Here is a 23,748-nt window from a genome sequence, read left to right as displayed (position 1 = left end):
CCCAACGCCACCAGTGCATTCACGGCTGCTCACGCCGTAGCGAGGAATTCGTGCAGCCTCGTGCCGAAGAGTTCCTCGGTTGCTGACGGACCGCAATCCGGTGACCCGTTCGGCTTCGACGCCCGTGTCCTCAGCTGACTGATATCGGCCATCAGGGTCGGTGCAGTCCCGGTCGCCGCAGACGGTGCGGGCTCCGCGGTGCTGGGCACCGTCGGGGTGGGCGCCATCGTGGTTGGCACCGTCGTGGTGGGCGCCGTCGACTGTCTGCCCGGCGGACTGAGTCCGACCCCATCTCCGCCTGCGTTGTCATCTCCGGTATCAATTCCCGGACTCCGCGCAGGCGAAACGATGGGCTTGGTCCTCACCTCATAGCGGTGGCCCGTCGGAGTCTTCACGATCAGCTTCTCGGGTGTCGCTTCGTGACTCCATCCCGGCAGCTCTTTGGCGAAATTGCACGCCGCGCACAGCCCCGAAGCATTGCACCAACCGGTCTCCCCACCTGCCGCATAGGGATCAGCATGATCGGCATGTTTGATCTGCGCATCGCACCAGGGCGAGCGACAGACATCGTCGCGGATGATGACCATGCGCCTCAGCAGCCCGGAGAACTCTCTGCGTTTCGAATCCATCCGCACCAGCTGCCCGTCGCTCGGGCGGGCATAGAGCCTGCGCAAGAACACCGCCGCCTCGTTCTCAGCCAGAAACTTGCGCGCCGCACCGGCGGGAACAGGTCCAAAACCGGGAAGCCAGCCAGGACTGTCCCCGGGTGCGACAAGGCTCTCTTCGCTCATCACGAGTTGAATTTCGGTCGGCACAGCTGCTGCATCAGCCTGGCCAGTGGCCCTCTCGACCAGCAGGTCAGCCATCACCTGAGACTGAGTCCGTCCATCTGCCTCACCGGTGCCGACGAGTGACTGTGCGGACTTCGACAGGTTGGCGTAGATCGCCACAGCTTGCGGCATCGGCAGGAGCGCAGTCAGGTAGGCCATATTTCCCGGCGCAGGACGCACGGACACTGCCCGCTCCTCTGTGCACCGCTCGAGATGTTCGACCGCCGCCTTCTGGTCGATCTGCTGAGCCAGCGCTCTGACTTCGTTGCCGAGCCGTCCGACTCCCACCTCGGCGAGGCGATCTGCCATGCGCTCGTCGACTTGCTGACGTTTGTCGTTGGGCAGCCAGTCGGTCTCCTTCGCGACGACTCGTGCCTTCTCCTCTGATATCTGCCCGGATACGAGCGCCGCATACGTGTGCGGAAGGTCCACGAGCAGCGTGCGTGAGAACTTGAGTAGTTTGCAACCGCGTGCACGTGAGACTTTTCGGGCCAACGCGATCTCTGCGCCGATGCCTCTGCCCTGCTTCTTGCTCGGCACACCGTCTTCGGCTTCACGATTACGCCTGCGCATGTCGAAAGTCAGGGATTCCCTGGCCTGAGCGGCCGCAGCCGCAGAAGTCAGTTCCTCAAGTGCCGTGATCCGTTCGATTGCTTCGTCTTCGCTGAGCGAGGGAGGCAGAGCGGCCAGCAGTTCGCGACACCGGTAGATCTCGGTGATCGCGTCGGGAACCTTCTCTGCTTCCATGTTCAAAGGCTAGCCGTCGCCCCTGACACGACATTTTCACTGCATGTCATCCCTGGTCAAGGACCTATTGGGCGCAACTGAATAATCAGAAGTCGATGTCGATGTGGGCGTCGCGGTCCCACTCGCCCGCCCAGCCGAGGTGGTCGAGCGCGAAGTCAAGGATGCCGGCAGTGAATCCCCAGACGCGGAGCACGCCGACGTCGAACGCCGGAGTGGAGATCTTGAGATCAGGGCGAGAGAACGTGCCCCGGTTGCCCGGCGCCACGAGGTCAGCGACAGAGACCCGATAGACCGAGTACGACTCGGCCTCGTCCACCACCCGAACTGCTCCGGGCCGGGCCCAATAGCCGACCACAGGGGTGACCTCGAACTTGCTGACGGGAATGTAGAGCGGGTCCATCTGCCCGAGGACATCGACCGTCGAGGGTGCGATGCCGGCCTCTTCCTCGGCCTCCCGCAGAGCTGCGGCAATCATCGACGAGTCCTCCGGATCCCGACCGCCGCCGGGGAATGCCACCTGCCCGGGATGATTGCGCAGCGTATTCGCCCTCTGCAGCAAGACGATGTCGACGTCGTCAACTCCCAGGTCAGCCAGCCGCGACAGTTCGGTCCGGCCAGCTTCGGTGCGCGGGGCCCCTCCCCTGCCGAAGAGCATCAGCACGGCCGCGTCGCGTGCGGGCGCATCTCCCTGCGCCCGAGATCGACGCAGCCACATCGGCGAACCCTTGGAGGTGGCCAGATCAGCCAGCTGGGCACGCAATGTCTGGTCCTGGACGGAAGCCCCAAACCCATCGGAAGCCCTGGAATCGCCCGTCGTTCCAGAATCGCCCGAAGCCCCAGAATCGCCCGTCGTCCCGGAATCGCCTGTAGCCCCGGACTCGCCGGAAGCCCCAGCCAACCCGTCGAGAAAGCCGCTCATGCCTCGGGTGCCATTTCGAACCGCAGCATCGCGCGGGCATTCTCCGGGTCGAGTTCGCCGACACCGAACGACGGGCACAACGCCATCAGCGGGCAGACGCCGCAGGCCGGCCTGCGCGAGTGGCAGATGCGCCGGCCGTGGAAGATCACCCGGTGCGAGAGCAGAGTGAGCTCCCTCTTCGGAAACAGCTCAGCGATGTCCTTCTCGGCCCGGACCGGATCAGTCTCATCGGTCCACCCGAATCTCCGCGCCAGACGCCCCATGTGCGTATCGACGGTCAGCCCCGGCGTGTCGAACGCGTTGCCGAGCACCACGTTCGCGGTCTTCCGGCCGACTCCGGCCAGCTTGACGAGCTTGTCCATTGTGTCGGGGACCTCGCCGTCGTAGGTGTCGACGAGTTCGTTCGCGAGCTTGACGATGTTGCGAGCCTTGGCCCGGTAGAACCCTGTCGAGTGGATGAGCTCCTCGACCTCGATGAGGTTCGCCACCGCGAGACTGTGCGCGTCGGGGAACGCTGCGAAGAGTCCCGGCGTCACCGCATTGACCCGGATATCCGTGGTCTGCGCGGAGAGGACAGTGGCGATGAGCAGCTGGAACGGCGTCGCGAAGTCGAGCTCGCACTTCGCGTTCGGATACACCTCGGCGAGGATACGGTTGATCTTCCGCGCCCGTCGAGTCCTGCCCAATGGGGTCTCTTTGGCGAACTTCCGTGCGCTCTTCTCTGCCACCGTCAACACGATTCACCATCCTAATCCGTGCCTCGGAATTCCGCAGTTGCGTCCCTCACCTCGCCGAGGTGGCTCTGCCCACCCAGCCGACCCAACAGTGCGTACGCGTCCGCCTCACCCACCTCGGCGAGGGTGCAGGAAACGGAAGCAAAACTGCTCGTTTTGCACTAATGACGCAAACTGCGGCGTCTTTGCTGGTATCGATACCGTTGACCAGGTAGATTTATGTGTGATTACCACGACAAGGAGGACACAGTGGATATTGAAGTTGTGCGGGGCGCCACGCTCTTCGCAGGGTTGGACGATGAAGCGACCAGCGCATTGATGAAGTTCATGAACCCGCGGAGTCTCCGTCGGGGAACCGTGCTCTTCCATGAGGGAGATGCCGGCGACGAGCTTTACATCGTCTCCACTGGCAAGCTCAAGATCGGCCGCGAATCCTCCGACGGCCGCGAGAATCTCCTCTCGGTCATCGGTCCCGGCGAGATCATCGGCGAGCTCAGCCTCTTCGATCCGGGCCCACGCTCGACCTCGGTCACTGCAGTTTCGCAGTCCGAGCTGCTCAGCCTTAAGCACGAGGATCTCACCACCTGGCTCAATGAGCGCCCGCAGGCCGGCATGAACCTGCTCAAGGCGCTGGCTCAGCGCCTGCGCCGGACCAACGAGACCGTGGGCGACCTCGTGTTCTCTGACGTCCCCGGACGCGTCGCCAAGGCGCTTCTGGACCTCGCGTCACGCTTCTCGAAGCCGGCACCGGACGGTGTGCTTGTCGCTCACGACCTGACCCAGGAAGAGCTCGCGCAGCTCGTCGGTGCTTCACGTGAGACCGTGAACAAAGCTCTGGCCGACTTCGCCGCCCGTGGCTTCATCCGCCTCGAGGCCCGCTCGGTCGTCATTCTCGACATGGAGCGCCTGCGCAACCGCGCCCGCTGAGCAGAGTTTCAGCCGGCTGTTGTCGAACTACTGAATTCTCAGTCGTCGAACGCCCAAGCACACAGTGTGCTTGGGCGTTCATCTGTTTGGTGGAGTTCTAGCTCGCGACCTATCTACGCCTGATCGTCGGCGGAGAGTGCCCCCAGATAGTGAAGCTGGGCCCGCACGATCTGTTCGGCAGCACCGCGGACACTGGGGTCGACGTCGGAGTAGACGATGTCGCACACCGCCGAGGCCGTCGTTGCGCCCTTCGCCAGTGCCTCCTTGACCTGTTCGATGCGTTCAAGGCGGTGGCTGCGGTAATAGTCGAGCACCTCGGCAGGCGATTCGATCGAAGGACCGTGTGCCGGTTCGATCCTCGTGTAGGCACCCTGGTCCAGGAGCGTGCGCAGACGCTGGAGGGATTCGAGGTAGTCGCCCAGTGAGCCTTCCGGGTGGGTGACGATGGTCGTTCCCTTCCCCAACACCGTGTCGCCGCTGTAGAGGACCTGACCGTGGATGAGGCTGATGCTGTCCATCGTGTGCCCCGGAGTCGTGACGACATCGAGGGCGTCTCCGGGGTCGGAGCCGAAGGAGATCCTCTCACCGTCGGACACAGTCGGCACGTGGCGGGCGAATCGCTCGAGAACGGCGTAGACGGGCACCTCGGGGGCCCACTGGTCCACGCTTCCGAGCATCTCCGAGTGATCGGCATGCTGATGGGTCAGGACGATGGCGGTCAGCTCCCGGTCCCCCACCTCGGCGAGAAAGCTCTGCCGATGCTCGGACAGCTCCGGGCCGGGATCGATGATCACCGCTGAGGTGTCATCACGCGAGGTCAGCACGTAGGTGTTCGTGCCGGTCAGTGTCATCGGGGAAGGGTTGTTCGCACGGATCCTCATCGGTCGTCCGTCTCCTCTGCTTTCACATCTGAATCGTCGTCATCGTCGCCCTGGGACAGGAATCCCGGGCTCTGGTCATTCTCGTCATCGCCGACGGCCACCGCGTAGTCACGCAAGGTGCCCTTCCGGTACAAGTCGCGGCCGGGTTGGATCACGACCCGCCAGTCGCCGTTGTCATCGATGACCTCCGGCCGCAGCGGATGCACGTCGCGCACCTGTGCCATGGCGGCTCCGACAGTGGGGACCTCGAGCAGGCTCTCAGCGATCAGCGTTGTGCTCGCGCTGATGCGGTCAGGGTCTCCGCCCGCGTCGGAGAGGACCTCCTCGGGGCGCTTCCAACCGCCAGACGTCTCATTGGGAGAGAGGAAGTCGACGTCCTGCCCGAAGGGCACTGTGGCCAGGAAGAACGTCGTGTCGAAGCGGTGCAGCTGCGTGGAGGTGTTGATCCATCGCAACCAGGGCTTGCAGAGGTCGGGGCGCAGCCTGAGATCGCGCTCGCGCAGGATCTGCGACCAGGAGATCTCGCTGGAGAACAGACGGGATCGGGTCCCGCGCCAGTCTGCCTGCGGGGAGGCCACGACGTCACGGTCGACGTCCTCGGCCAGGAGGATCCCGGTGGCGGCGAAGGCCACCCGTGCAGCGGCTGAGAAGTGGTGAAGTGCACGGGATTTGTTGTCGATGCTCAGCGCTCTGGCGCAGCGAGCCGAGTTCCATCCGGCGCACGGCAGTTTGCGCAGGTCTCCGGGCCGGAGACTGCCGACCGGGTAGGCCCAGCGGTTGCGGTCCTCGACTCCCCTGGCATCGATCTGCCGGGTGATGTACGTTTCGAGCCCATCGAGGGTGTCGCGGATGAGCACGATCGCCGAGGCGGGGCGTGGTGCTTCGGGGACGGGCAGCCGTCCGTCGGAACGCCACTGGTCCAACAGCCAGCGCAGCTCCGACGAGACGGGGAGGGTGCGTCCGCTAAGCGGCATCGTCCTCGACCTCGACGATGACCTCGACCTCGACGGGGGTGCCGAGGGGAAGGGTGTTGACGCCCACAGCACTGCGTGTGTGCTGGCCCTTGTCGCCGAAGATCTCACCGTAGAGTTCGGAGACTCCGTTGATGACGGCCGGCTGCTGGGTGAAGTCATCGGCCGAGTTGACGAACCCGGTCACCTTGACGACTCGCACGATCTTGTCGAGGTCGCCGATGACTCCGGCGATCGCGGCCAGGGCGTTGAGCCCGGCGGTGCGCGCCAGATCGTACCCGGTCTCGAGGTCGACGGTATCGCCGAGGTGGCCCGTTGTCGGCAGCTTTCCATCCACGACGGGCAGCTGACCCGAGGTAAAGACGTAGTTGCCTGTGCGCAGTGCCGGAACGTAGGCACCGGCGGGAGCTGCGATGGCGGGCAGTGTGAGCCCGAGTTCTGCAATGCGGTCAAGGATCTTCGACATAGCTATTCCTTCGACGAGGTTGTTCTGCGGGTGAGAGACTATGGTCCGGGTGCTCGGTCCGGAGGTCTCAGGCTGGGCGGAGTCTGGCGTCAGGCCTTGGGGCGCTTGAGGTAGGCGACGAGACCATTGTTGTCGGGCCCCGGAACGACCTGTACGAGCTCATATCCGTCCTCGCCCCACTGGTCGAGGATCTGCTTCGTTGCGTGAACGATGAGCGGCACGGTGACGTATTCCCACTTGGTCATGATTCTCCTCGGTTATCGGTATGCCCGGGGCTGCGCCCCGACTGGCCGTTCGTTGGTCGAACTGCGCTGTCATTCCCACACTAGCGGAGTTGCAACCGGCGGTGAGTCCAGCGCCCGAACTGATGACGGCGCCGATCATGACATCCTCAGCGAGCTCCGGTATCCGTGGCGAACTGTCGCAGAGGTCGCCGGTGCACAAGCCGTCGAATTTCTGCGGTCGTCACCCACGATAGAGGCCAACGACCCCAGCCTCGGGGTTTCATGATTAGGGTCGTCCGGCAGACGGACTGATACAAGAAAAGTGCTCCTGACCAGGGAAAATGTTGTTTACCACAACCGCACAAACCCGAAATCAAGGAGCACCCTCACGGTGAATCCTACCCGCACCTATCCGATGCCGCATGTCAGACCCCGCCCGGTGAACGCCGCCAGCCAGGCCGGCGGCCTCCTCATCACCGAAACCATCCGCACAGTCGGCCTCGACCAGACGTTGGGTGAAGCGTTGGCACCGTAGAAGAGACCATCGTCAACACATGATGCGGGCAAGATTCTCCTCGACCTCGCCGCCATCCTCGTCCTTGGCGGTGATGTCCTGTCCGACCTCGACATCATTCGCGACGAGCCCAGCATCTACGGATCCGTGGCGTCGATTCCCACCGTCACCAGACTCATCCAAACACTGGCTGCCGATGCCGATGCGGCACTGTCCGCGATCAACACAGCTCGCGCAGTGGCGAGAATCCGAGCATGGGAGCTGGCCGGACACCACGCTCCCGACCATGATGCCTGCGCCAAGGATCCAGTAGCCGTCGATCTCGACGCCACACTCATCACCTCCCACAGCGAGAAAGAACACGCGAACCCCACCTACAAGAAGGGATTCGGTTTCCATCCACTACTGGCGTTCATCGACCACGGTCAGATCGGTACCGGGGGTCCCATTGCTGAGCTCTTGCGTCCGGGCAACGCCGGATCGAATACGGCAGCTGAATCACATTGCTCTGGTCAAACAGGTCTTGTCCCAATTGCCGGGGGTGCCCCTATGTTTTTCGTCAAGGGGTAACCCGGACTTCTTCGAAGAGTTTTGCTAGCTGATGCTGGGCAGGACTGATCGGTCCGGGACGCAGTTTCGGACTGGACTCTCGAGTTTCTGAACTGGCCTACGCGGCGGTGGCCTCCATCGGTGTGTGGAAGTAGGAACCGTCACGCAGCATCGCGAACAATCGATATCAGCGTGGTTGGTGATCATGTCACTCATCTTCTTCGACTCATGTGACTGGATTGATATGGCGGCGGCTGGCCGGTGGTGCAGGTGCAGCTCCGGGGTTCGGCATCCACGTTACGGTCGGGCTCAAGGCATGTGTTCTGCCAGTGGTTCTGGCCCCTATTAGCGATTTGCCTGGTGCCTTCGATTCCCGGTGACAACACCCCCTGTAAGACTAGATCTAGCTGGTCTGGGACTAGCTGGCAGGCTTGGTGTAGGCCGCCTCTTTGAAACTGTGATCCAACACCCCCTCGGCCCCTTGCGGGCCTTAGGCCCGAATTGTCCGGCTTCGAAGCAGGCGGTCGACACCGACCCTGTCCACGCCGACGGCTTGATCAGAAGATTGCCCGGCCCAAGTGGTTGTGGCCCATTACAGGATTGCCTCGGAGTGACGTCCATTCGGGCTGATGTCGGCCGTGTCGCGGTCGAACGTATCTGCCCGCTCATCAGAAAGGACATCGGTGGCAATGACTACCGTCGCTCATTCTTATCCCTTCGTTATCGGCGTCGACACACACGCCCGGACTCACACCTATGCCGTGCTCGCCGCCAACGGTGAACACGTCGACACCGCCTCATTCCCGAACACCAAACCTGGGCGATCCCGTGCCATCGCCTGGGCAGCCCGCCGGACCGGAGCAGACCTCGCAGCTTTATGGGCCGTTGAAGGTACTGGAAGCTACGGCGCGCTGCTGGCCGGTACCGTCGCACGAGACGGATACGAGGTCATCGAAGCGCCCCGAGTCGCGGCCTATGCATCGGCACGGTCAGGGGCCGGTAAATCCGACCCGCTGGATGCCGCTGCCATCGCGGCAGCCAGCCTGCCGCTTGAACGAGCAAAGCTGCGGATCCCGCGCCACGATGAAGGGGCACGAGCGAGTCTGCGTGTCCTGCTCGCGGCCAGGGAACAGATGACCGACGATCGCACCGCGAAAGTCAACGCGCTCATCGCTCTTGTGCGCAGTGTCGACCTCGATATTGATGCCCGTCACGGCCTCACGCCCGACCAGATCACGACCGTGGCACACTGGCGCACGCGTCGTGAGGAGCTGGCGGCCTCGACGGCGCGGACCGAAGCCACCCGGCTGGCTAAACGAATCACGACTCTCGACATCGAACTCAAAGACAGCCATTCCCGCATCACTGAAATGCTCCAGGCCACACCCGCTGCCCCACTCTTGGAAGAGACCGGGATCGGGCCGGTCAATGCTGCAGTCGTTTACACCGTCTGGTCGCATCTGGGACGGGTGCGTTCCGAGGCTGCGTTCGCTGCCCTTGCCGGAGTCAATCCCATCCCTGCCTCGTCGGGTAACACTGTCCGGCATCGGCTCAACCGTGGCGGAGATCGTCGTCTCAATAGTGCTCTGCACATGGCCGTCGTGGTCAGGATGGCTCACGATCCCGCTACCCAGGAGTACGCTGATCGGCGAACGACGGAGGGCAAGACTCCGCGAGAGATTCGGCGTTGTCTCAAGCGCTATCTCGCTCGTCATTTGTATCGAGCTCTCAACGCCCTTCATGCCAGTGCTGAAAACAGCCCCGAGGTGTCTTGACCGATATAGAAGATTCGGATCATGATGACTGGGGGAATGAATCATGCCGGGAATCTCAGGCCAGCGACCCCTTCTATCCTGACGGATCTCGGGGCTACTTAAAAGGTAACGGGGGTGTTGCCGCCAGGAATCCAGGACGCGCGTGGACTGCTGATAGGGGCTCGGCCCAGCTTTGTCTGAGGTCTCGTCGTAACGTGGGTGCCAGCATCGGGTGTCACGACAACCAACGACCACAGGTTGGATGGTCAAGGAGGGCTGTCATGAACACCGAATACGACGTGTGGTTAGGACTCGACGTCGGCAAAACAAACCATCACGCGTGCGGACTGAATCCGGCGGGTGAGCGGGTCTATGACCATGAACTCCCGCAAGACGAGACTGCGCTTCGGGACGTGATCACGACCTTGCAACACGAGTACGGTCGCGTGCTGGTGATCGTCGATCAACCGAACACAATCGGAGCACTGCCAGTGGCCGTGGCTCGTGATTGCGATGCCGATATTGCCTATCGCCGGGGCTGGCGATGCGGAAGGCTGCTGATTTGTATCCGGGTCAGGCGAAGACCGATGCCCGGGATGCGTTCATCATCGCCGACACCGCCAGGACGATGCCGCACACGCTGCGATCAGTGGACCGTGAGTCCGACGTGCTGGCGAATCTCAAGGTCCTAGCTGGCACGGATGAGGACCTGGCTCATGACATCACGAGAGCCATCAACCGGTTACGGTCGTTGTTGCTCCAGATTCATCCGGCGCTGGAGTGTGTCTTCAAGGGCACGGTGTTGACCAGGACGATCGTGTTGGATCTGTTGGTCCGCTATCGGGGTCCGACCGGGCTGCGGTCGGCGGGGAAGTCTGGGGTGAAGCGGTGGGCGAAGAACCATACCCGCAAAGACCCATCACACCTCATCGACGCCATCTTTGAGGCCCTGGCTGAACAGACTGTCGTTGTGCCGGGTACCGCGGCGTCGGAGTCTGTGGTGCCTCGGCACGCGATGCGGATCAAGGCGTTGAAGGCTGAGCGTAAGGAGATCGAGGCAGAGGCTGAGTTGTTGGCTGATTCGCTCCCTCTTCTTCAGGTCTTAACGTCCATGCCGGGAGTCGGCGTTAAGACCGCATCCCAGATCCTCTTGGCAGCCGGTGATTTCTCTGCATTCAGGACTGCCGAGCATCTGGCTGTGTATGGCCGGTATCGCTCCGGTGACGCGGCGGTCGGGAACATCGATTCGGGGTGAGTTCCCGTCGCGAGCGGGCAACAAACGGTTGAAGAACGCGTTGTTCCACTCGGCGTGGGTGGCGTCGTGTCATGACCCGTTATCGAAGGCCTATTACGACTGGAAACGGGCCGAAGGCAAGCGACACAATGCTGCGGTGATGTGCCTGGCTCGTCGCCGGCTCAACGTCCTGTTCGCGATGGTCAAGACCGGGGCCTTGAACGAGGCGAAGACCCCGGTTGCTGCTTGATAATGAATGTAACGGGCAATCCGCGGCCGGGCAAGAGCGTGCTCATCCGCACCGATACCGCCGGCGGCACCCACGACTTTCTCGAGTTCTTGACCAGACGTCGCCTGTCCTATTCGGTGGGCTGGATGCTACCCAAGTCGATGCCTGACCTGTACAAGGAGCTGACACAGACCCACGCGTGGGAACCTACCTATGACACCAACGGGCAGCCCCGAGACGGTGCTGATGTGGCCGAGTTGACCGGGGTCCTCGACCTGGACTCCTGGCCACCTGGGATGCGAGTCATCGTCCGTCGCGACCGCCCACACCCAGGCGCACAGCTGCGGTTCACCGACGTCGACGGATACAGGCTGAGCGCGTTCGCGACGAACACACGCGGCATGCAGCTGGCCGATCTCGAGGTCCGGCACCGGTCCAGAGCCCGGTGTGAGGATCGAATCCGTATCAGCAAGGACTCCGGACTGCGCAACTTCCCCTTAACTGGATTCGGCCAGAACCGGATCTGGCTCCAAATCGTCGCCCTTGCCGGAGAGATTTCCGCGTGGACAGAGTTGCTGGCGTTCGGTGAACATGAGGCACGGCGGTGGGAGCCGAAACGAATGCGGTTTCGCCTGTTCTCGATTCGTGCGGTTCTGACCAAGCACGCTCGCCGCATCGTGGTGCGGGTGGAAGAGACCGCGGCTTCCGCGCTGTTGCTCGTCGACGCGATCACCAGGCTGCGCAACCTCATCGGCCCAGCCCCAGGCTAAGTCGGCCAGTGTCCGTGTCCGGTCAAGTTGAAAGAGTCAGGGAGTGGGATCCCCCGCCAAGTCGTGGCGTCACACGGCGGCGGTGTCATACCCGAATGGAAGAATCACACCAGGCCCCGCGCTCTCAGTGTGGACCAACGACCCGAAGCCAAGCCACGAAAAATCGAAGCTAGTCACCCAAATGCGAGACTCACAACTTCTTGACCAGGACGAATATTGTCTGAGATACTACTTCAGTTACGCAATCACCTTCCCTGTGCTGTCCGCACACACCGATGACTCCCCAGAGCAGTGATTCGCTGCTCGGGGAGTATCTTTTCACAGCCACTACAACTACTCCACACCTCACGGGGCGTAGAGTTGTATCATCCTCGTTATCCACCATTTCCCATCAAGGACATCGATCTCGTGGGCAGACAATCCAACAAGAAGCATTACCTCAGAAGAACCCGATGGTCGCTTACCATCGGCGCGATCGTCGTCGCTGTCACGCTCACCGGCTATGTGCTGATCGATCATTCCCTCGCTGCCGGAACCGATAACGGTCTCAGCGACGGCAACCCCTCTCCCGCGCCCTCCACCTCCGCACAGGCACAGCAGGCTGCACACGCAGAGGCTCCGGAGGTCTACTGCTCGCCCGATCAGCTCGGCAAGAACGACTGGACCACGGTCGGCGATGACCAGATGGCATTCGCATATCTGCCGACGCTCACTGGATCGACCGAGGAGATCAAAGGCGGGCTGGAGAAAGAGTCCTCGAAGGCAACGTTCGACCCCTACTCCACCGACAAGATCCTTCTCGCGTCCACTTCGCTCGACTCCAGCTCAGTTGCCGATGACGCGATCACCGAGGTCTCCGTCACGCAGATCACCACTTCGATGTGGAACGGCTGGAAGGTGAGGCAGTGCGGCCCGGAACAGAAGCTCCGCGTCACACCTGCCGGAAGCACGAAGATCACCTATCTCGACAATGAAGACACCCGTCGCACGAAGAATTGGACGGTGTGGGAGCTCTCCGGCGATGGCTTCAACTCAAAGCCGAAGGATCAGAACACCGAGGGTTTCTCGGCAGAGATCGCGGTGAACGATCACCATCTTCACACGATGCTGAGCAACAACCATGCCAGGTTGCCGGGCAGCTTCGTGGCATACGACGACCACATGGAAGTCCCGGGTCCTGGTGTGGAACTGATGAAGTACTACTACGAGCATCACGTGTGGTCGTGACGCACATCAGGGTCGGAGCGATCGCTCCGACCCTGATGTTCTTACCGCGAGAGATGAAAATCAGCTGATGATGCCCTCACCCATCCACATCTTCCCGTGCCGCTCAGAGTGGAGCACCTGATCGAGATCCGCTTCCTTCGCGAAAGAGCCGTCCGAATCGTTGTAGAGCTTGACGCCCGTGATCGCGTTGTACTGATCCAGAGACCAACTCTGGGGCATCCCCTGCCCGATGTTCGAACTCCACCCGGAAGACAGATTGGCGACGAAACTGGCGGTCGCACTCCCGTTCTTCGCGACTTCGTTGCATACCTGCCGAGGGCCGTACACCCCGATCGGGCGACCGCCGATCCTCTCCGTCTCCGTGTTCACCCTCGTGAAGTAGGCGAGGATGTCCAGCATCGTGGCTTCGTCATATGCATCGAAATCGACGGCGTAGTAGATCGTGATGTCGTCGGGAATGCTCAGATAATCACCGCGAGTTCTAAGACTGAAAAGGCTGTCCGAGACTTCCAAAAGAAGCATGGACTCTCCGTGGACGGAATTGTCGGCAAGAAGACCTGGTGTGCGCTAGACGCCGTGTGACAGGCACCAACAGCTTCGGCTCCTAATGGCTGGGGGTGGACCATGTCGGGACATGGTCCACCCCCAGCCATGTTCAGTTCCCGCCAAGACCCGGTGCCTCGCTACCGCCGCCGCTACCGCCGCCGGTCCCGCCGCCATCGCCGTTCGACGGGCCACCGCCACCGGTCCCGCCGCCACCGCCGTTCGACGGGCCACCGCCACCGGTCCCGCCGCCACCGCCGCCTCCGCCGCGGTTCGTGCCTGACGAGGAGCTGCCGCCTCCGGAGCCGCCGCCGCGGAAGTATTTGCTGCTGGGCTTCGGGAACGCGGTGTTGCCCTTGGTCTCCGTGACCGCCTGGCTCATGTAAGCCTGCCAGGTCTTACCGGAGAGCGTGGCACCGTAGACTTGCCCATTAACAGCACCAGCGCCGTCGTAGCGCCAATCGCGGGTTCCGCCCGGATCACCGGTCCAGACCGCGGTCGACAGAGTCTTCGTGAATCCGAGCAGCCAGGTATGGCCGACCTCGAAGTTCGTCGTACCGGTCTTCGCACCGGCAGGAACGCCGATCTTCAGCTGACTGGTAGTGCCGCCGTTGAAGGTCTGCGTCAGTGCGTAGGCGACCCCCTTGGCCACTTCTTTGGAGAGTACTCGTTTGCAGCCTTCACCCGGCAGATCGAGCTTCTTGCCGTTGCGATCCTTGATCTCGAGGATCGGCTTCGGTCCGCAGAACTCGCCTTCGTTCGCGAAGGTGGCATAGGCCGCGGCCATGGCGATCGGAGTGGTCTCCACGATTCCAAGAATTGAAGATGGACGGACGGCTTCGACCCCTCCCTTTCCGGCTCCAGACTTGGTCACAGTATCCAGCGTCTCTCCGTTGCCGTAGCGGATGCCCAGATCCATCGCGGTGTCCATGATGTCGCACATGTTCAACTGGTTGCCCATCGCGGCGTAGCCTGTGTTGACCGAATTCTTCGTCGCTTCGAGTGCGGTCATAGATCCCTTACCTGGTCCATCGCCAGCGTTGTTCGGGTCCCAGTCTCCGGCCATGCTCGGGCAGCCGTCGTACTTCCATGAACTCGCCGGGAAGTTGCGCTTCGTGGCGTTGACAGTGGTGTTCAGGCCCCTGCCGGACTTCAGCCACGTGGCCAACACGAACGGCTTCCACGTCGAACCGACCTGGAATCCGCCACCGCCGTTGTGCTTCCTGTCGACGGTGTAGTTGATGCTCGTGTCTCTGGTCTTATTCTTCTTCTTGACCTCACCCACCGTGTAGTTGCGGTTCTCGGCCATGGCGATGACCTCGCCGGTGCCCGGCTCGATCGTCACCAGCGCGTGTCCGGCGCCTGAGGGGTCGCCGACGGGGACGCGCTTCTTGACCTGTTTGTCCGCAACCTTCTGGATGTCGGGATTGAGGCTGGTCTTGATGGTCAGACCGCCACGCTGGAGGAAGGCCACACGATCATCGACGGTCTTGCCGAACGTCTCGTCGTTCTTGATCACGTTCTCGACGTAGTCACAGAAGAACTCCGCATGGCTCTTCGCCGCAGAACAGCCGTTCGGAGTCTTATGAAGGTCGAGATCGAGGCCGGTCTTAACAGCTTTGTCGTATTCCTTCTGGGTGATGTGCTTGTACTTGAGCATCTGCGACAGCACCGTGTTGCGGCGTTTGAGCACCTGATCGGGGAATCGCTGCGGGTTGAACGCAGACGGGTTCTGCACGATGCCGGCAAGCATCGCCGATTGCTGAATGTTCAGATCCTTCGCATCGATGCCCCAGTATTTGTGGGCGGCAGCCTGCACACCGTATGCATTGGGAGAACCGGAATAGTTGTTGATGTTCATGTAGCGGTTGAGGATGTCCTTCTTGTCGTACTTCTTCTCAACCGCAACTGCCAGCTTGGCTTCGCGCAGCTTACGCGCGTAACCGGCGGTGCCCTCGGACTCCTTCGCCGCACTCACGCCTTCCGAGTCTTCCTCGGCGTGTGCGTTCTCTGCCAGCACGTTCTTCACGTACTGCTGAGTCAGCGTCGATCCGCCCTGAGTCGTCGACGACACCAAGTTGTGCACCGCTGCACGGGCGATGCCCTCGATGTCGACGCCGCCGTGTTCGAAGTAGCGATAGTCCTCAACCGAGATCGTGGCATCCTGCATCTCCTGAGAGATCTCGTCGAGAGGGACTTCCTGGCGGTTCTGCCAGTAGAAGTCCGCCAGTTCTGAACCGTCGGAGGCCAACATCGTCGACTTCTCGCCCAGGTCCTGAATCTTCAGGGTCGCAGGAAGCGAATTGAAGATCTCGACCGCACTGTTTGCGCTTGCAGTTGCTACACCGACTCCGGGGATGGCAAGACCGGCTGCGACGATTCCAGCCACCGCGCTGACGGCGACGAACTGGAGAAAGGCAGCTGTCTTGGTCGGATTCGGATTTGACTCAGGAGACACCATGCCAACCAGTTTAACTAATATGAGTTGTGCAAATTCTCAAAAATCGATGAGAAGGTCAGGCTCTGGGAACCAAGGTCAGGAGGCTGACCTCGGGACGGCAGGCGAAACGCACCGGTGAGAAGGGCGAGAACCCCAATCCTGCGGAGATTTCGACGAGAGATTTCCGGTAGGGAAACAGGCCTCTCGCGCGTGTCCGATCGAGGTCGCAGTTCGTCACCGGCGCGCCCCAGAAGGGCACCCGGATCTGTCCCCCGTGGGTGTGCCCGGTCATGATGAGGTCGGCCCCCGCCGAGGTGAACGCCTCCAAAGTCCGCGAATACGGCGCGTGCGTAACGCCCACCTTCACCCCCGCCTCGGGGCTGAAGCGCGGGTAGTCGAAGGCGGCTGGGCCCCGCGCCCCATCATCGGAACTCATCCTGATCCGGTCACGGTCGATATGGGAGTCCCCCAGTCCGCAGAAATCGATCCGGGTGCCGCGGACGGTCAGGGTCGCCTCGGCGTTGTCCAGGAAGTGCCAGCCCCGAGTGCCACCGGGCGTGTCATGCGCCTCGAAGCCGCGGATGAGGGCCTTGACGTCGAGATCAGGTTGCCTGCGGTGCTTGACCTGGGACGGTGAGCGCAGGTACTTGGCCGGATTCTTCGCCTGCGGGGAGAAGAAGTCGTTGGAGCCGAGGACGAAGACACCGGGAATGTCGAGGAGACCGTCGAAGACATCGAGAACCTCGGGAACGATGTCCGCAGAGAGGTTGTCCCCCGTGTTGATGACGACGTCGGGCTCCAGCCGGGTCAGCGCCTTGACCCAGGCGGCCCGGTGCTTCTGCCAGGGAGCCAGATGCAGATCGGAGACGTGCAGCATGCGGATGCTCTGCGCACCCGCGGGCAGGATGGGCAGTGTGTGGCGACGGACCGCGAAGAGATGCGGCTCGATCATCGCGCCCCAGATCCCTGCGGCGGCTGGGACCGCGAGGGCGCCGGCGAAAAGTGCACGTTTCTTCATGCGCCCAACTCTAGTCGGAGCCCCTGATGCGCACGTTCAGACAGCCCCCTGCTAAGCCTCCCCGCAGCGATCAGGCGGGCGAGACTGTCTTCTCGTGCTCATCGGCGGCGCGGGCAGTGCGGCGACGATGCAAGTGCTTCATCCGGCGCTGGCCCACAAGCCGGCAGACGAGGTAGATGAGGAACGAGATCGTCGTGACGAACGGACTGATCGGGACCACCGGGGATCCGAGCGCAATGAGGATGCCGCCCACGGATGAGGTGACCGCGAAGATGACGCTGAGGACCGGTACCCACACCGGTGACGCCGAGAGCTGAGTGGCCGCGGCTGCCGGGGTGATGAGCAGGGCGAGGACGAGGAGGACGCCGACGACCTGTACGCTCAGCGCCACGGCGAGTCCGAGGGTGAGCATGAAGACGACCGTGAGCACAGACACTGGCACGCCCTTTGCCCGTGCCACTTCAGGGTCGAGGCTGGCGAACATGAGAGGACGCCAGATGACGGCGAGGACGAGGAGTACGACGAGAGAGCACACGACCAGTGTCGTGATCTGCCCGGGCGTGATCGCAACGATCTGACCGGTCAGCAGCCCGAACTTGCTTGCGGCACGGCCGTCGTAGAGGGCCAGGAACAAGATCGCCAGTCCCAATCCGAAAGGCATGAGCACACCGATGATGGCGTTCTTCTCCGAGGCTCTGGCACCGCCGATGCCGATGATCAGAGCTGCGATGATCGAGCCGATGATCGAGCCGCTGACGACGTCGAAGCCGACGAGCAGTGCGAAGGCAGCACCAGCGAAGGAGAGTTCCGAGATGCCGTGGACGGCGAACGGGATGTCTCGGGCCATGACGAAGACGCTGATGAGACCACCGACGACGCCGAGCAGCCCGGCCGCGATGAGCGAGTTCGTCAGCAGTGCGACCAGTTCGCCGTAGTCCTCGAAGGTGAAGAGGCTGCCGAAGATGTCCTGCACGCTCATCAGATCGCACCCCGTTCTACTGTCGAGTCGTCGTCATGAATATGGTGGTCGACGCATTCGGCTTCGCCGCCGACGACGATGAGCCTGCCACCGACGCGAACGACTTCGACGGGGGAACCGTAGAGACTGGTCAGTGACGCCGAGGTCATCACCTCAGCGGTCGTGCCGACGAGGAAGTGCCCGCCGACGATGTAGAGGACCCGGTCGACATAGGGAAGGATCGGGTTGATCTCGTGCGTGACGAACACGACGGACGTGTTCCGTTTGACCCGCTGGTCGTGGAGCAGGCCGGCCACGACGTTCTGATGGTGGAGGTCGAGAGAGAGCAGCGGTTCATCGCACAGCAGCACCGAAGGGTCGTTTGCTAGTGCTTGGGCGACTCGCAGGCGCTGGAGCTCACCGCCGGACAGCGTGCCTGCCGGGGCGTCGGCATAGTCGGCGGCGCCGACGGCCGCGAGCAGCTCGTCGACCTTGCGCCGGCGGACTCGAGATAGCCTGCCAGGTCCCCAGCGGTGTCCGTCGATGCCCATGCGCACGAGGTCGCGTCCGCGCATCGGAGTGTGCTGGTCGATGCCCCGCTGCTGTGGGATGTACCCGATCGCCGAGTTCCCCGTGTGCACGTTCTTCCCGTTGATCCGCGCCGACCCTGTCGACAGCGAATGCTGACCGAGCAGCACCTTCAGCAGCGAGGTCTTGCCGGTTCCGTTCGGGCCGAGCACAGCGATGAACTCTCCCGGCTCGACGTCGAGATCGAGGTCGTGCCAGAGAACGCGATCGCCGAATCGCAGCTCGGCATCGCGGAGGCTGATCACCGGCGGGCTGGGATCTGTCGAAACGGTGGAATCGTTGCCCATTCTCAGTGTTCGTGTCCTTCGAGCGCAGTGGAGATGTCGGTGATGTAGCTGCCCATCCAATCCGCGTAATGCGCATCGGCTGGCATGGTTTCGCCGAGGTCGACGACCGGAACATCGGACTCGTCGGCCGTGGATTTCAGCTGCTCCGCCTGGGGACCTGCCGCTTGAGTATTGTACCCAAGCAGGGCTGCCTCGCCTGACGAGATCTGCTCCTTGGCCTTCTTCAGCACCAGCGGAGGCACATCGTTGCCCTCTTCCACGGCGGCGAGGAATTCGTCCGAGGTGATGTTCTTCAGCCCCATGTCGTCGAACAGCCACAGCGGAACGGGTTCCGTGGCAGCGACTTTCTCACCACCGTGTGCCTTCTTCACCTCATCGATCCGCGACTGCAGATCGTCGAGGGACTTCTTGTACTCGGCGGCATTCGCCGTGAAATCGTCCTTGTGATCAGGTTCCGCCTCGCCGAGGTGCTTCGCCACTTCGTCGACGAGCTTCGTCATCGTGGGGACCGAATACCACAGGTGCTCGTTGAACTCGCCGTGGTCGTGTCCCTCGTGGTCGTGTCCCTCGTGGTCATGTCCCTCGTGGTCATGTCCCTCGGCCTCTGCTTCATGGGTATGGCCTCCGCCATGAGCCTCTTCGTCGCCGTGGTCGTGCGGCTCGTTGCCTGCCCCCTCCGAGCCGGGCAGCCCTGAGATCGAGACGGTGTCGATGGTCTCGACATCAGCACCGGAGGCTTCGAGCATCGTCGTCATGAACGAGTCGTAGCCGCCGCCGTTTTCCACGACGAGATCGGCCTTTGACAGCTTCAGCCGATCCTGGGTGGTGGCCTCGTAGGAGTGCGGATCCTGATTGGGATCATCGATGACCGCGCTGACATCGGCAAAGTCGCCGGCGACTTGGGACACGATGTCCTCGTACACGTTCGTCGAGGTCACGACCGAGAGCGTCGAGGATCCCGAGGCCGCTCCCCCACAGCCGCTGAGAGCGATGAGCGTGGTGAGAACAGCTGCGCCGGACGCGAAGCCGAGGAGGGAAGAACGCATTGTGGGCCTTTCAGAGCGTAAGCGGTGATCGATGTGTCAACGACGATCACACTACTCAGCTCCCGAACCGACCACTAATATAAATATTTATATATAGCGACGTGTTTATGTTTAGGTCGCACCCTCAAACAACGCTGCGGCCGAAAATGTCGTCGCTGGGGACGTCATTTTCGGCCGCGGCATTGATCCGTGGCGGTGAGGTTCTGGCTCAGGCTGCCTGCGACTCGAGCTTCTTGGCCAGAAGAGCGGCGATCTGCACGGTGTTGAGTGCAGCGCCCTTGCGCAGGTTGTCATTCGACACGAAGAAGACAAGTCCCTTGCCCTCAGGAGCCGACTGGTCGGCGCGGATACGGCCGACGAAGCTCGGATCCTGACCGGCGGCCTTCAACGGCGTCGGCACATTGTCGAGCACGACTCCGGGAGCCTCAGCAAGTACCTCGGCGGCCTTCTCCGGGGTGATATCCGAGTCGAACTCAGCGTGGATGCTCAGGCTGTGCCCGGTGAACACGGGTACGCGCACGCAGGTGCCGGCGACGAGGAGATCAGGCTTGCCGAGAATCTTACGGCTCTCATTGCGCAGCTTCTTCTCTTCGTCGGTTTCGTTCTGCCCGTCGTCGACGGTGCTGCCGGCCATCGGCAGCACATTGAAGGCGATGGGCTCGACGTAGTTGTTCGGCTCAGGCAGTGTCACTGCACTGCCATCACGCGTGAGCTTGCGAGCGTCGGCGATGCCGGCTTCAAGCTGGCTGGCGAGCTCTTCGACACCACTGAGACCCGAGCCGGACACGGCCTGGTAGGTGCTGACGATGAGGCGATTGAGGCCCGCCGCGGTGTCGAGCGCCTTGAGGACGGGCATCGCGGCCATCGTGGTGCAGTTCGGGTTCGCGATGATGCCCTTGGGCAGGGTATCGATCGCTTCGGGGTTGACCTCGCTGACGACCAGCGGCACGTCAGGGTCCGAACGCCAGGCCGAGGAATTGTCGACGACGATGACTCCGGCGGCGGCGAAGCGTTCCGCCTGCGCACGGGATGTGGCTCCACCGGCCGAGAACAGTGCGACATCGAGTCCACTGGGATCCGCCTCGGCGGCGTCCTCGACGGTGATGTCCTGACCGTTGAACTCGATGACCTTGCCGGCCGACCTCGCCGAGGCGAAGAGGCGCAGGGAGTTGATCTCGAATCCGGGATTCTGGGCCAGCAGGTCGAGCATGACGCCGCCCACCTGACCGGTTGCTCCGACTACTCCGACATTGATGCTCATCGTCCTGTACCTCCGTAAACCACTGCTTCGTCACTGTCGCTGTCGAGTCCGTACGCGGCATGGGCGGCACGGACGGCCACGTCGAGGAGATCCTCGCGCGTGACGACGCTGATGCGGATCTCCGAGGTGGAGATCATGTCGATGTTGACCTGAGCCTCGCTCAGGGCTTCGAACAAAGTGGCGGTCACACCCGGGTGGGACCGCATGCCCGCGCCCACAACCGAGAGCTTGCCGACCTGATCGTCGTAGCGGACCTGGTCGAAGCCGATCGAGGACTTGAGCGAGTCAAGTGCTTCGAGCGCCTTGGCTCCGTCGGTCATCGGCAAGGTGAACGAGATGTCGGTCTTGCCGGGTTCACGCGTGGAGATGTTCTGCACGATCATGTCGATGTTGATCTCCTGCGCGGCCACGGTCTTGAAGATCTCGGCGGCCTTGCCCGGAACATCGGGGACGCCGACGATCGTGACCTTGGCCTCCGAGCGGTCGTGCGCGACTCCGGAAATGATTGCCTGTTCCATGGTGGACTCCGTTTCTGATTCCGCTGCCGGGGCCTTGGTTCCCCGTCCCTGCCGGAAGGCTTCGGGGATGGGTGAGTCGGTCACCCAAGTGCCTTGATTGCGTGAGAATGAGGACCGCACGTGCACCGGCACGTTGAAGCGGCGAGCGTATTCGACGCATCGGAGCATGAGGACCTTGGCACCCGAGGCTGCCATCTCCATCATCTCCTCGTAGCCGATCTCGTCGATCTTACGAGCGCTCGAGACGATCCGGGGATCGGCGGTGAAGACACCGTCGACGTCCGTGTAGATCTCGCAGACGTCGGCATCCAGGGATGCAGCGAGTGCGACGGCGGTCGTGTCTGAGCCGCCGCGGCCCAGCGTTGTAATGTTCTTCGCCGACTGGCTCACGCCCTGGAATCCGGCGACGATGGCCACGTATCCCTCGTCGAGCGCGGAGCGGATGCGCCCCGGGGTGACGTCGATGATGCGGGCTTTGCCGAACTGTTCGTCGGTGATGACGCCGGCCTGCGAGCCGGTGAATGACTGTGCTTCGAAGCCGAGGTTCGCAATCGCCATTGCCAGAACTGCCATCGAGATGCGTTCGCCTGCGGTCAGCAGCATGTCGAGCTCACGCGCCGGAGGCATCGGAGAGACCTGTTGGGCTAAGTCGATGAGATCGTCAGTGCTGTCCCCCATCGCCGACACCACGACGACGACTTCATGACCGGACTGACGGTACTCGACAATTCGCTTGGCCACCCGCTTCACCGATTCCGCATCGGCTACCGAGGACCCGCCAAACTTCTGGACGACTATGCTCACTGCAGTCTCTTCCTTATCGCTGATAAGTTCCGTGCCGGACGATCGATTCCAGGTTCCAACCATGGAGTTCTTCGTGCTTGCATCGATCTCGATTTCAGCCGTGTCGGCTCTCCGGCACCTCGTCCATTGTATGAGGTCGACACTTTCACTTCACCTTCGCCCGTCATTCAGACACTCGAACGGAATTCCTGGTCAGGCGCCGATGCACCGTCCTTAAAGGGATCCGGCAGGGTCGGCACGCTCGTTCAGAAAGGCGCTCAGACCTGCTTGGCATCGACAGTGAACAGGTCTCCCGGCTGACAGTCGAGCGCGCTGCACAACGCGATGAAAGTGGAGTATCTGATGGCTTTGGCCCTGTTGTTCTTGAGCACTGACAGATTGGCCAGGGAGATGTCGACGAGCTTCGACAGCTCCGTCAGGCTCAGATTCCGCTGGGTCAGCAGCGAGTCCAAATGGCACACGACCTGCAGCGATTCGAATTCCTCAACCATCAGACGAGCCCTTCGAGTTCTTCCTGCACCGCACGACCGGAGTTGAAGCACCGGCGCATCAGCTCGATTCCGCCGACGATGCCGAGTACGACGAACGCCTGCATCGTCGTGATGCTGGGACCGGCATCGTTCGCGATCCCGAGGTCCCGGGAAGCCAGATTGCTGCCGAGCACAATGGCCACTACGTAGACAGCGAAACCTCCGGCGACGATCCACTCGAGAACTGCCAGTGCCTTGTTCGAACGTGCAGTGAACGGGGTGCCGGCTGCAATACCCCTGATAACGGGGACGATGGCGATTGAGGCTCCGAGGAGGGTGACGATGACAGCGATCTTCGCGATGAGCAGAAAGACGATGGTGCTCGCGGCCAGAGCTGACGTCGAGACCCAGATCTCGGTCGAACCACTCAGTGCTGCCGCAGCCCCCGGAAAATCGAGTGATGCCACGGAGTCTGATTCGAATACCAACGAAAGCTTGATCTCGGAGTGCACCAGGTCGGTGATCAGCTCGGTCACTGCGTAGATGACGTAGAAGCCGATCGCCAGGCCGACCCACAACTCATATCCGGTGCCGAAGAGCCTGCGTTTCACGTCGTCGCCGCTGAGATCTGCGCCACCTTTGCGGCTGCCGGGGACAGTGTCGTCAGGACTGTCAACCACTTTGGCGTTGCGGTCACGCGGTTCGTTTCCCTGTGTCAGGGTGAAGCCTTTCTTCGTCAGCGACCTCACCCGATTCCGGTGCTTGCACCAGTTCGATCGTTTTGAGATTCGCCGTTGCCTAAAAATTATATATCGATACTCGATATATCGATAAACAAC

General features: G+C 62.2%; 20 protein-coding genes and 3 pseudogenes. 6 read left to right on the top strand and 17 right to left on the bottom strand.

Features of this window, described 5'->3' with window-relative positions; translation table 11 throughout:
* Positions 1 to 29 precede the first annotated feature (29 nt).
* The 3 genes from MPN20_RS05795 to nth form a co-directional block, all read right to left on the bottom strand.
* Complete coding sequence (locus MPN20_RS05795) at positions 30 to 1,577, bottom strand: DUF222 domain-containing protein (protein WP_242780415.1); 1,548 nt, start codon at positions 1,575 to 1,577, stop codon at positions 30 to 32.
* Between the two features lie 85 nt (positions 1,578 to 1,662).
* Positions 1,663 to 2,496, bottom strand: coding sequence for a CoA pyrophosphatase (locus MPN20_RS05790; RefSeq protein ID WP_242780413.1), 834 nt, complete (start codon positions 2,494 to 2,496; stop codon positions 1,663 to 1,665).
* Positions 2,493 to 3,230: an endonuclease III gene (nth, locus tag MPN20_RS05785; protein ID WP_242780425.1), complete on the bottom strand. Its 738-nt coding sequence runs from the start codon at positions 3,228 to 3,230 to the stop codon at positions 2,493 to 2,495. The genes MPN20_RS05790 and nth overlap by 4 nt, the downstream gene beginning before the upstream one ends.
* 249 nt (positions 3,231 to 3,479) lie before the next feature.
* On the opposite strand from nth, the gene MPN20_RS05780 reads away from it, so the two are divergent.
* Positions 3,480 to 4,157, top strand: coding sequence for a Crp/Fnr family transcriptional regulator (locus MPN20_RS05780; protein WP_242780411.1), 678 nt, complete (start codon positions 3,480 to 3,482; stop codon positions 4,155 to 4,157).
* A 113-nt stretch (positions 4,158 to 4,270) separates the two neighbouring features.
* Here MPN20_RS05780 and MPN20_RS05775 read toward each other — a convergent pair whose 3' ends face one another.
* From MPN20_RS05775 to MPN20_RS05760, 4 genes are all read right to left on the bottom strand, one after another.
* Entirely contained in the window at positions 4,271 to 5,038 is a 768-nt protein-coding gene (locus MPN20_RS05775; protein WP_242780409.1) for an MBL fold metallo-hydrolase, read from the bottom strand.
* Positions 5,035 to 6,012, bottom strand: coding sequence for a hypothetical protein (locus MPN20_RS05770; RefSeq protein ID WP_242780407.1), 978 nt, complete (start codon positions 6,010 to 6,012; stop codon positions 5,035 to 5,037). Before MPN20_RS05770 ends, MPN20_RS05775 begins: the two co-directional genes overlap by 4 nt.
* Positions 6,002 to 6,475, bottom strand: a complete 474-nt coding sequence (locus MPN20_RS05765; protein WP_242780406.1) for a RidA family protein — start codon at positions 6,473 to 6,475, stop codon at positions 6,002 to 6,004. Before MPN20_RS05765 ends, MPN20_RS05770 begins: the two co-directional genes overlap by 11 nt.
* A gap of 89 nt (positions 6,476 to 6,564) precedes the next feature.
* Entirely contained in the window at positions 6,565 to 6,720 is a 156-nt protein-coding gene (locus MPN20_RS05760) for a hypothetical protein (RefSeq protein WP_096158366.1), read from the bottom strand.
* Between the two features lie 370 nt (positions 6,721 to 7,090).
* Here MPN20_RS05760 and MPN20_RS05755 point away from each other — a divergent pair.
* From MPN20_RS05755 to MPN20_RS05735, 5 genes and pseudogenes are all read left to right on the top strand, one after another.
* Positions 7,091 to 7,751 (top strand): annotated as a pseudogene (locus MPN20_RS05755) (transposase); the annotation flags it as partial.
* A 700-nt stretch (positions 7,752 to 8,451) separates the two neighbouring features.
* Positions 8,452 to 9,537, top strand: a complete 1,086-nt coding sequence (locus tag MPN20_RS05750) for an IS110 family transposase (RefSeq protein WP_242780404.1) — start codon at positions 8,452 to 8,454, stop codon at positions 9,535 to 9,537.
* 260 nt (positions 9,538 to 9,797) lie between these two features.
* A pseudogene (locus MPN20_RS05745) lies at positions 9,798 to 11,000 on the top strand (IS110 family transposase).
* Between the two features lie 17 nt (positions 11,001 to 11,017).
* A pseudogene (locus MPN20_RS05740) lies at positions 11,018 to 11,749 on the top strand (transposase); the annotation flags it as partial.
* Positions 11,750 to 12,157: 408 nt separating this feature from the next.
* A complete protein-coding gene (locus MPN20_RS05735; protein WP_242780402.1) occupies positions 12,158 to 12,976 on the top strand; it encodes a hypothetical protein in 819 nt (272 codons plus the stop codon).
* Positions 12,977 to 13,036: 60 nt separating this feature from the next.
* Here the strand turns inward: MPN20_RS05735 and MPN20_RS05730 are convergent, their stop codons facing one another.
* From MPN20_RS05730 to MPN20_RS05685, 10 genes are all read right to left on the bottom strand, one after another.
* The gene (locus MPN20_RS05730; protein ID WP_242780400.1) at positions 13,037 to 13,498 is read right to left on the bottom strand and encodes a glycoside hydrolase domain-containing protein; all 462 of its coding nucleotides are present in this window, start codon (positions 13,496 to 13,498) and stop codon (positions 13,037 to 13,039) included.
* 133 nt (positions 13,499 to 13,631) lie between these two features.
* Entirely contained in the window at positions 13,632 to 15,980 is a 2,349-nt protein-coding gene (locus MPN20_RS05725) for a transglycosylase domain-containing protein (RefSeq protein WP_242780398.1), read from the bottom strand.
* Positions 15,981 to 16,035: 55 nt separating this feature from the next.
* A complete protein-coding gene (locus MPN20_RS05720) occupies positions 16,036 to 16,977 on the bottom strand; it encodes a metallophosphoesterase (protein WP_242780396.1) in 942 nt (313 codons plus the stop codon).
* 70 nt (positions 16,978 to 17,047) lie between these two features.
* Positions 17,048 to 17,956: a metal ABC transporter permease gene (locus MPN20_RS05715; protein ID WP_242780394.1), complete on the bottom strand. Its 909-nt coding sequence runs from the start codon at positions 17,954 to 17,956 to the stop codon at positions 17,048 to 17,050.
* Complete coding sequence (locus MPN20_RS05710; RefSeq protein WP_242780392.1) at positions 17,956 to 18,810, bottom strand: ABC transporter ATP-binding protein; 855 nt, start codon at positions 18,808 to 18,810, stop codon at positions 17,956 to 17,958. The genes MPN20_RS05715 and MPN20_RS05710 overlap by 1 nt, the downstream gene beginning before the upstream one ends.
* 2 nt (positions 18,811 to 18,812) lie before the next feature.
* Positions 18,813 to 19,856 (bottom strand): zinc ABC transporter substrate-binding protein, encoded by a 1,044-nt coding sequence (locus MPN20_RS05705; protein WP_242780390.1) that lies wholly within the window; start codon positions 19,854 to 19,856, stop codon positions 18,813 to 18,815.
* A 208-nt stretch (positions 19,857 to 20,064) separates the two neighbouring features.
* On the bottom strand, positions 20,065 to 21,117 hold the full coding sequence (locus tag MPN20_RS05700) for an aspartate-semialdehyde dehydrogenase (protein ID WP_242780388.1): 1,053 nt from the start codon (positions 21,115 to 21,117) through the stop codon (positions 20,065 to 20,067).
* On the bottom strand, positions 21,114 to 22,439 hold the full coding sequence (locus MPN20_RS05695; protein WP_242780386.1) for an aspartate kinase: 1,326 nt from the start codon (positions 22,437 to 22,439) through the stop codon (positions 21,114 to 21,116). The genes MPN20_RS05700 and MPN20_RS05695 overlap by 4 nt, the downstream gene beginning before the upstream one ends.
* Before the next feature lie 257 nt (positions 22,440 to 22,696).
* Complete coding sequence (locus MPN20_RS05690; RefSeq protein WP_242780384.1) at positions 22,697 to 22,930, bottom strand: helix-turn-helix domain-containing protein; 234 nt, start codon at positions 22,928 to 22,930, stop codon at positions 22,697 to 22,699.
* The gene (locus tag MPN20_RS05685; protein WP_242780383.1) at positions 22,930 to 23,589 is read right to left on the bottom strand and encodes a hypothetical protein; all 660 of its coding nucleotides are present in this window, start codon (positions 23,587 to 23,589) and stop codon (positions 22,930 to 22,932) included. The genes MPN20_RS05690 and MPN20_RS05685 overlap by 1 nt, the downstream gene beginning before the upstream one ends.
* Positions 23,590 to 23,748: the final 159 nt, after the last annotated feature.

It is taken from the genome of Brevibacterium sp. ZH18 (genome assembly GCF_022748595.1).
GTDB lineage: Bacteria > Actinomycetota > Actinomycetes > Actinomycetales > Brevibacteriaceae > Brevibacterium.
This window is presented reverse-complemented; position numbering and strand designations above follow the sequence as displayed.

Bases quoted from the DNA above. Each gene is read 5' to 3' on its own strand.
- MPN20_RS05725 (WP_242780398.1), bottom strand. From the start codon at position 15,980: ATGGTGTCTCCTGAGTCAAATCCGAATCCGACCAAGACAGCTGCCTTT.
- MPN20_RS05775 (WP_242780409.1), bottom strand. From the start codon at position 5,038: ATGAGGATCCGTGCGAACAACCCTTCCCCGATGACACTGACCGGCACG.
- MPN20_RS05705 (WP_242780390.1), bottom strand. From the start codon at position 19,856: ATGCGTTCTTCCCTCCTCGGCTTCGCGTCCGGCGCAGCTGTTCTCACC.
- MPN20_RS05770 (WP_242780407.1), bottom strand. From the start codon at position 6,012: ATGCCGCTTAGCGGACGCACCCTCCCCGTCTCGTCGGAGCTGCGCTGG.
- MPN20_RS05795 (WP_242780415.1), bottom strand. From the start codon at position 1,577: ATGGAAGCAGAGAAGGTTCCCGACGCGATCACCGAGATCTACCGGTGT.
- MPN20_RS05765 (WP_242780406.1), bottom strand. From the start codon at position 6,475: ATGTCGAAGATCCTTGACCGCATTGCAGAACTCGGGCTCACACTGCCC.
- MPN20_RS05715 (WP_242780394.1), bottom strand. From the start codon at position 17,956: ATGAGCGTGCAGGACATCTTCGGCAGCCTCTTCACCTTCGAGGACTAC.
- MPN20_RS05720 (WP_242780396.1), bottom strand. From the start codon at position 16,977: ATGAAGAAACGTGCACTTTTCGCCGGCGCCCTCGCGGTCCCAGCCGCC.
- MPN20_RS05710 (WP_242780392.1), bottom strand. From the start codon at position 18,810: ATGGGCAACGATTCCACCGTTTCGACAGATCCCAGCCCGCCGGTGATC.
- MPN20_RS05700 (WP_242780388.1), bottom strand. From the start codon at position 21,117: ATGAGCATCAATGTCGGAGTAGTCGGAGCAACCGGTCAGGTGGGCGGC.
- MPN20_RS05730 (WP_242780400.1), bottom strand. From the start codon at position 13,498: ATGCTTCTTTTGGAAGTCTCGGACAGCCTTTTCAGTCTTAGAACTCGC.
- MPN20_RS05760 (WP_096158366.1), bottom strand. From the start codon at position 6,720: ATGACCAAGTGGGAATACGTCACCGTGCCGCTCATCGTTCACGCAACG.
- MPN20_RS05790 (WP_242780413.1), bottom strand. From the start codon at position 2,496: ATGAGCGGCTTTCTCGACGGGTTGGCTGGGGCTTCCGGCGAGTCCGGG.
- MPN20_RS05750 (WP_242780404.1), top strand. From the start codon at position 8,452: ATGACTACCGTCGCTCATTCTTATCCCTTCGTTATCGGCGTCGACACA.
- MPN20_RS05690 (WP_242780384.1), bottom strand. From the start codon at position 22,930: ATGGTTGAGGAATTCGAATCGCTGCAGGTCGTGTGCCATTTGGACTCG.